This is a genomic window from Sulfuricurvum sp. (genome assembly GCF_049305995.1).
Lineage (GTDB): Bacteria > Campylobacterota > Campylobacteria > Campylobacterales > Sulfurimonadaceae > Sulfuricurvum.
In genome coordinates, this window is the sequence record NZ_JBAQPS010000044.1 from 1 (window position 1) to 6411 (window position 6411).

Annotated in this window: 8 protein-coding genes and 1 pseudogene; 3 read left to right on the forward strand and 6 right to left on the reverse strand. The window is 40.1% G+C overall.

Features of this window, described 5'->3' with window-relative positions:
- The coding region (locus WA010_RS01380; protein ID WP_422555387.1) for a diguanylate cyclase domain-containing protein at positions 1 to 1109 on the forward strand (1109 nt) is incomplete at its 5' end.
- A gap of 90 nt (positions 1110 to 1199) precedes the next feature.
- On the forward strand, positions 1200 to 1907 hold the full coding sequence (locus tag WA010_RS01385; protein WP_422555388.1) for a YebC/PmpR family DNA-binding transcriptional regulator: 708 nt from the start codon (positions 1200 to 1202) through the stop codon (positions 1905 to 1907).
- A gap of 42 nt (positions 1908 to 1949) precedes the next feature.
- Here WA010_RS01385 and WA010_RS01390 read toward each other — a convergent pair whose 3' ends face one another.
- From WA010_RS01390 to WA010_RS01415, 6 genes are read right to left on the reverse strand one after another with little or no spacing between them, the layout of a single operon-like run.
- A complete protein-coding gene (locus tag WA010_RS01390; RefSeq protein ID WP_422555389.1) occupies positions 1950 to 2642 on the reverse strand; it encodes a lytic transglycosylase domain-containing protein in 693 nt (230 codons plus the stop codon).
- A 49-nt stretch (positions 2643 to 2691) separates the two neighbouring features.
- Positions 2692 to 3621, reverse strand: coding sequence for a class I SAM-dependent methyltransferase (locus WA010_RS01395; RefSeq protein ID WP_422555390.1), 930 nt, complete (start codon positions 3619 to 3621; stop codon positions 2692 to 2694).
- A gap of 23 nt (positions 3622 to 3644) precedes the next feature.
- Complete coding sequence (locus WA010_RS01400; RefSeq protein WP_422555391.1) at positions 3645 to 4526, reverse strand: DMT family transporter; 882 nt, start codon at positions 4524 to 4526, stop codon at positions 3645 to 3647.
- 16 nt (positions 4527 to 4542) lie between these two features.
- Positions 4543 to 5064: a pyridoxamine 5'-phosphate oxidase family protein gene (locus WA010_RS01405; protein WP_422555392.1), complete on the reverse strand. Its 522-nt coding sequence runs from the start codon at positions 5062 to 5064 to the stop codon at positions 4543 to 4545.
- 9 nt (positions 5065 to 5073) lie between these two features.
- A complete protein-coding gene (locus WA010_RS01410; protein ID WP_422555393.1) occupies positions 5074 to 5685 on the reverse strand; it encodes a cysteine hydrolase family protein in 612 nt (203 codons plus the stop codon).
- Positions 5682 to 6215 (reverse strand): carboxymuconolactone decarboxylase family protein, encoded by a 534-nt coding sequence (locus tag WA010_RS01415; protein ID WP_422555394.1) that lies wholly within the window; start codon positions 6213 to 6215, stop codon positions 5682 to 5684. Before WA010_RS01415 ends, WA010_RS01410 begins: the two co-directional genes overlap by 4 nt.
- On the opposite strand from WA010_RS01415, the pseudogene WA010_RS01420 reads away from it, so the two are divergent.
- Positions 6214 to 6411: pseudogene (locus WA010_RS01420) on the forward strand (hypothetical protein); the annotation flags it as partial. The gene WA010_RS01415 and the pseudogene WA010_RS01420 overlap by 2 nt on opposite strands.

Consider the following 6411-nt stretch of genomic DNA (forward strand, 5'->3'; position numbering starts at 1 on the left):
GTTTAGAGATGATAGAACGGATACGTCAAACACACCCTTCTTTTCCTATTATTGTTAACTCTGCTTTTAGTGATACTCATCTGTTGTTACGAAGTATTGCACTTCATGTCGATAATTATATTCTCAAACCGACCGATCCCTATCAGCTTTTACATATTTTAGAAAAAGTAGCTCGAATCATCACTTTGGAGAAAAAACTTAATACCACCCGTGAAATAATGCAATCCATGATTGATGGAATCCCTGATCCTATCCTCTATATCGAACCCGATTATACGATAGCGATGATGAATCAAGCGGCAAGAGAGCAAACGGATGATTCGGTACTGGTCAATAAATGCTTTAATATTGCACAAAAAACAGCTCCTGCTTGTTCAGAAGACGGTAGTTCTTGTCCTATGAATAGTGTTAAAAAAACAAAACGGCCAATTACGCTGCGTCATGTACGTAAAGATAAAGAGGGTCATAAACACCATATAGAAGTACATATGCGCCCTGTTTTTGATGAAAAAGGGGAGATAACCGCTTATTTAGAGTTTACTCATGATATTTCAGAGTATCTTTCTATGCAAGATCAGCTAATGGTAGAAACACAAAAGCTTTCTCATATTGCCATGCATGATCCAATGACGCACTTACCGAATAGACGCCTTTTGATGGACAGAATCGAACAAGCGATTCAGCGTAAAAGCCGCACAAAAGAGATTTTTGGTGTATTTTTTATCGATTTAGATCATTTTAAAGAGGTTAATGATTCTCTCGGTCATGCAAGTGGTGATAAGTTATTAATCGAAGCTGCTAAAAGGATGCAAAAAATTATCCGAAAAGGGGATACGATATCACGTTTAGGAGGAGATGAATTTGTCCTTATTGTCGAAAATGGTATTACTATGGCTCATTTTAGTAAAATAGCCGAAAAAATACAAAAACTCTTTAGTGAGCCTTTTATCATTAACAATCAAAAAATCTTTAGTGCATGTAGTATCGGGATCAGTCTATTTCCGCAAGATGGAAAGAATGCAAAATTACTCTTAAGTAATGCGGATATGGCAATGTATGCATCGAAAAAGAATGGTCGCCATCAGTTTCAGTTTTTTGACTCAAAATAGATGTAGTAAATAAACAAACAATTTGTTATGCATCGTTAAACCCGCTATAATTTCACAATTATTATAAGTTAATTCGAGGGAGCGTACCGTATGGGAAGAGCGTTTGAATATCGCAAAGCGGCAAAAATGAAACGTTGGGGCAATATGTCCCGCGTATTTCCAAAGCTGGGCAAAATTATCACAATGGCGGCAAAAGAGGGTGGGGAAGATCCCGATATGAACCCGAAACTCCGCAGTGCGATTTTGACGGCAAAAGCGCAAAATATGCCAAAAGACAATATCGATGCGGCGATCAAACGTGCCAGCGGTAAAGACGCTATCTCCTTGGCAGAGATGAACATCGAGGGAAAAGGACCACATGGAGTACTCTTTTTCGTAGAGTGTGCTACCGATAACAATGCCCGTACAATCTCCAATGTTCGTACTATTTTCGGTCGTGCCAAAGGGGAGACGCTCAACAACGGCTCACTCGAATTTATGTTTAGCCGCAAAGCGGTATTTCGATTTCCAAAACCTGCAATGGATCTCGAAGAGCTTGAATTTGCACTTATCGATGCAGGGATAGAGAGTATCGAAGAAGAAGAGGGTGAAGTGAGTGTGTATGGCGAATACACTGCTTTTGGGGCGTTATCCGCTGAATTAGAAAAAATGGGAATCACCCCTGATAGTGCCGCATTAGAGCGTATCGCAAACTCTCCTGTAGAGTTCAGTGAAGAGCAGATGGAAGATATCGAAAAGCTTATCGATAAACTCGAAGAGGACGATGACGTTCAAGCGGTTTATACTAATATCGGCTAATTATAACCTCGTTCGCTCTGAGCTCGTCCTTGGGTGAACTATTCATGGTTCGACTTGCTCACCACGAACGGAAATATCTTCATTATTTTCCTCATCTATGTTAGTATAATGAATTTTTGCATCCAATAAAAGTGTTTTTGCAAAATGGGCCTTGGTTCCTGATGGAAAATGGGGGTCTTTTAGCAGTACGGATAGTTTTTTACTTCCATTTTTTTGAATCAGTCGTTTAAGCGTTCCTTCCCCCATGGCATACGCAAAATCGGCTAAATACCAGCTTCCGAACTCTCGTTTGAGATATTTGATATACCGTATCGCCGCATCGGTCGATCGGTCAGGATCAAGACGTTCATCATTTCCTTTTTTGACATTCAACCCGAAGTTTTTGGCACTTTGTTTTCCAAACTGCCATAATCCAGCAGTACCGTAGCCGCGAATCGTAGGATTGAATTTAGATTCGGCGTATGGGATAAGGGAGAAAAATACGGGGATACCCTCTGCTTCGAATTTTGATTTGATTTTTTCGAATTCTGTCGTGGTTTGGGTGTAGCGATGATAGAGGGGCTTAATCGTTCCTCGATAATTGTCGAGGGTTTTATCAAGAACTTGAGTATTATTGAGAGTCTCTTCACTTCCAATTGATTTTAAAGAGAGATTGATTGTCTCAACTTCACTGAGGGCATAGGCAGTAAATGAGTGCATAAGCATAAAAAGTAAAAAGAGACGTATTCTGAACATAATTACCCTTTATTTGAACTTCTTATCCTAGCGAAATAAGTTTAACAGGTCAAACAACTATTTTTGTAGCAGTGAGAAAGAGATAATCTTTTCCCGTTACGGTGACACGGAACTTTTTTTGTTGTAAATATTTTTTACAATAGTAGATGTCTTTTATCAGTATAGATAGCTCTGAATAAGGATAATTAGGAGCTTTAGCTCCGTAAATCATCTCACCTCCCATCCAACGGCAATTTGGAAACCCCAGTATCATCGCCCCATCAGTAGTTAGGTACTCTTGAACCAGTGACGCAAAGAGAGGTTTAAATTCTAACGATGTACTTTGGAGTGTTCCAATAGTGATAATCAGATCGAATTTACCTAAATTAAGAGAGGCAAGGTCGTTGATGTCATGGACATAAAAAGTAGCATTTCCCTCATGAAATCGCTCTTGTGCAACATTGATGGCACTTTGGGAAAAATCAATCCCGACAAGGGAGAGGTTATAGTATGTTTCACTGGATAGCATTTGTCGGATAAGCTCGAATTCGTCTCCTGTATTAATCCCCAAATTCAGAATCCGTTTTTTTTCTCCTATTTTGACACTTTTTAGCGCACGAAGATAAGCACTTAAAAATGCAGGTTCTTCATTTTTATGGATGGAAGCAAATCGGGATGACGTTCCGTATTTTTCTTCTTTCTCAGTAGATAGGTGAAATGAATCATTAAGATTGAGTTTTTCATAGGTGATTATCACTGTATTATTATCTAGGAGTTTTGGGGTCAGCATTCGACAAAAGAGGAGTTCACCCAAATCGCTCCATGCCTTGTAGCTACGGTAAAGATAATCAATTTGGTTGATGGAGATGATTTCACCTGCGTAGTGCTCTCGTCCAATATCGGGATTAAGAACCTTCAAACTGATAGTATCATTTATCGCGAGTGTTTCATTCGCCCATTCGAGGATGTTTGTGAGGGGTTCAGAGGTAAAGTGTTTCATTGTTTCATCCTGAAAAAGCTATGTTATTTTTGTCGTGTGAGGAGAATACCGCTAAAAATAATCAGAGCACCCCCAAGAATAATCGTAGAAGTTGGTAACATATCTCCAAGCACAATTCCAAATAGAGTTGCAAAGAGAATAACTGAATAGCTGACGGTACTGACGATGCCTGCTTTAGCGTAAAAATAGGCACGTGTCATATAGACTTGCCCAAATGCTGCGGTTACCCCCATAAAGATAATCCATAACCAGTCGCTAGAAGAGGGGAAAACAAAAGGGATAAATTCAAAACCAAAAATATTCACCGGATAAAACTCTCCGATTGACATCATTGCTATTGGGAGTAAAGTGCCAAAAATCATGAAGGATAGAACAACACTTCTTTCATCATAATAAGCTTTTAAACTTCGAACACTGGTATACGCAAGAGCTGAAAGAAATCCTGTCAAAATTCCCATAAAATATAGAGTATTCCATTCTGTACCGCTGAGGATAATAACCCCTAAAAAACCAATCAAAATGGCGATAATAGTTGTGCGTTTTAATGGTTCATTGAGGAAAATAAAAGCAAGAATAGCGGTAAAAATCGGCTCTGTTTTTGCATACACAATAGCGTTTGAGAGGGATGTCGCACTAATCGTATAAAAAAAAGTCAAAAGAGCAATGGTTCCTATAATTCCTCGAAAAATCAACGTATATGGACGACCGCCAATATTGTGTATTGGTGAATGGTATAAGGTTATACTGATAACAATCAAACCGATCGCATTACGCCAAAATGTTACTTCTACCGACCCCATACTAGATGATAAAAGTTTAGCAAATGCCATAGTTAAGGCAAATAAAAATGATGCGGCTAGCATATAAAGAATGCCGCTACGCGTACTTGAACGGTGTGTAATCATGAATGGGATTGTATCACTAGTTGTTTAAATCAGGTTGTGTATGACGACGTTGCATATATTCATCTAATCTTCCTGCTCGATCTTCATCCTGACACCACTCTTTGAGATCGTTACGTTGTCCGATGAACTCGTATCGTGGAACACTCATGCCACAGCTATGTTCAACACAATAGATCGTGAGTTTGATAAATTGTCGCATCCCTCGTAGATCAGAAAAAGGAAATAATTCTTGTAGTTTTTTATCATTTTTATCAATGACCTCACCTTTACAAAAAAGGCGTAGAATCATGGGTGTAGATTCAAATGAACAAAACATCACTGTCACTTCACCATCGTTTTCACTATCCCGTGCGGTACGATTCCCGCTTCCGGCATAGTCGAGAAACACCGCTTCGTTATCTCCGATCACCCGAAAACAGTCATAGCCGCGCGGACTGAGGTTCACCTCTTTGCCGCTGCAACTGGCAATAAAAAATATCTTTTGTTTAGCAATAAATACTTTATCCGCCTCATTTAATCTTCCGGTTTGAGTACCCATTTTTTTCCTTTAGATATTTGCTAATATTGTATCGATCCATTCTTGGGTACTCATTACATTGCTAAAGCGTGATGCTTGAACGATCAAAATCGCGCGGTGCAACTCTTCGGCACTCACCTTTCCTGCTTTGTTCTCAAATGCCAGTGTTGCCGTCGCATCGGAGAGGAATTCGACATTGAAGCCCAAATGATAAGCATAGCGTGCAGTGGTATCGCAGCAAAATTGGGTCATATATCCGCTGATGACAAGTGTATCAATATCGTTAGCACGTAGCCACTCTTCTAGATCGGTTCCGACAAAAGAGCTGGGAAAATTCTTCTCGATATAGTGGTCGTACGAAATATTTTTAATCTCATCCAGCAGTTCCCATCCCTCGCTTTCTCGTATAAATGCTTTTGCATTCGGTGTTACGAGTGTGTGCTGAATGATGACGACGGGGATGTTTGACTTTTTTGCTTCTTTTATCGCCATAAACACATTGGGTAATGTATTTTGTGGATAGCATACGGGAAGTAGCCCTGTAAAATATTCGTTTTGTACATCGATAACTAAAAGTGCTCTTTTGGAACCTTCGTTACTTCGCCCGTCGTATTTACCTTGGAAAGTATTTTGGGTACTCATTGATAATCCCCGATTTTAAATGTGTTAAAAATAATATCGGTCGCCAACATCCGCGTCGCATGGTTTACCGCATCGAGAATATCGCTATCACTCCATCCCATCTCTCGCAACGTATCGAGATCATTTGCGCTAACACCGTGGGCATTACGTATCGCTTTGATCGCGAGGTTGAGCATCGCTATTTCACGTTCAGGGAGATTTGCGGCATTCGGATCGTTTCGCATTTCGGTGACTTGCTCGAAGCTCCATCCCGCTAGGTTTATCAACATTCCCGTATTGTAATCGATACAAAACTGGCACTCTTCGCCATTCGAAACCATGATTCGGATAGCAGCGAGAAGCGGCATAGATAGAGTAGGGTGGTTCCTGTAAAATTTGATAAAATCTATTTGCTGACGCAATAACTCAGGGCTGACACCGACAAGCTGTGCATTATTACCAACGGTTCCCCACATCGCTTCGATGAGTTTATAGAGTTTCGCTAACTCACCTGTCGCTTCTTCGGGTGCTATGGTTTGAATGAGTGGCATGAGAGATCCTTTTTGGATGATGTTGACTATTCGGTCAAGTGGCATTATAAAACGATTTGACCAAATAGTCAAGAGGTTGTGTTATAATTTCAATATGGAACAAAATACGAGACAAAAATTAATCGATGCTACCTATGAAGAGGTCTATTCGCACGGCTATCAAGGTGCGGCACTCGCCGATATACTCGCCAATGCG

Bases quoted from the DNA above. Each gene is read 5' to 3' on its own strand.
- WA010_RS01385 (WP_422555388.1), top strand. From the start codon at position 1,200: ATGGGAAGAGCGTTTGAATATCGCAAAGCGGCAAAAATGAAACGTTGG.
- WA010_RS01390 (WP_422555389.1), bottom strand. From the start codon at position 2,642: ATGTTCAGAATACGTCTCTTTTTACTTTTTATGCTTATGCACTCATTT.
- WA010_RS01395 (WP_422555390.1), bottom strand. From the start codon at position 3,621: ATGAAACACTTTACCTCTGAACCCCTCACAAACATCCTCGAATGGGCG.
- WA010_RS01400 (WP_422555391.1), bottom strand. From the start codon at position 4,526: ATGATTACACACCGTTCAAGTACGCGTAGCGGCATTCTTTATATGCTA.
- WA010_RS01405 (WP_422555392.1), bottom strand. From the start codon at position 5,064: ATGGGTACTCAAACCGGAAGATTAAATGAGGCGGATAAAGTATTTATT.
- WA010_RS01410 (WP_422555393.1), bottom strand. From the start codon at position 5,685: ATGAGTACCCAAAATACTTTCCAAGGTAAATACGACGGGCGAAGTAAC.
- WA010_RS01415 (WP_422555394.1), bottom strand. From the start codon at position 6,215: ATGCCACTCATTCAAACCATAGCACCCGAAGAAGCGACAGGTGAGTTA.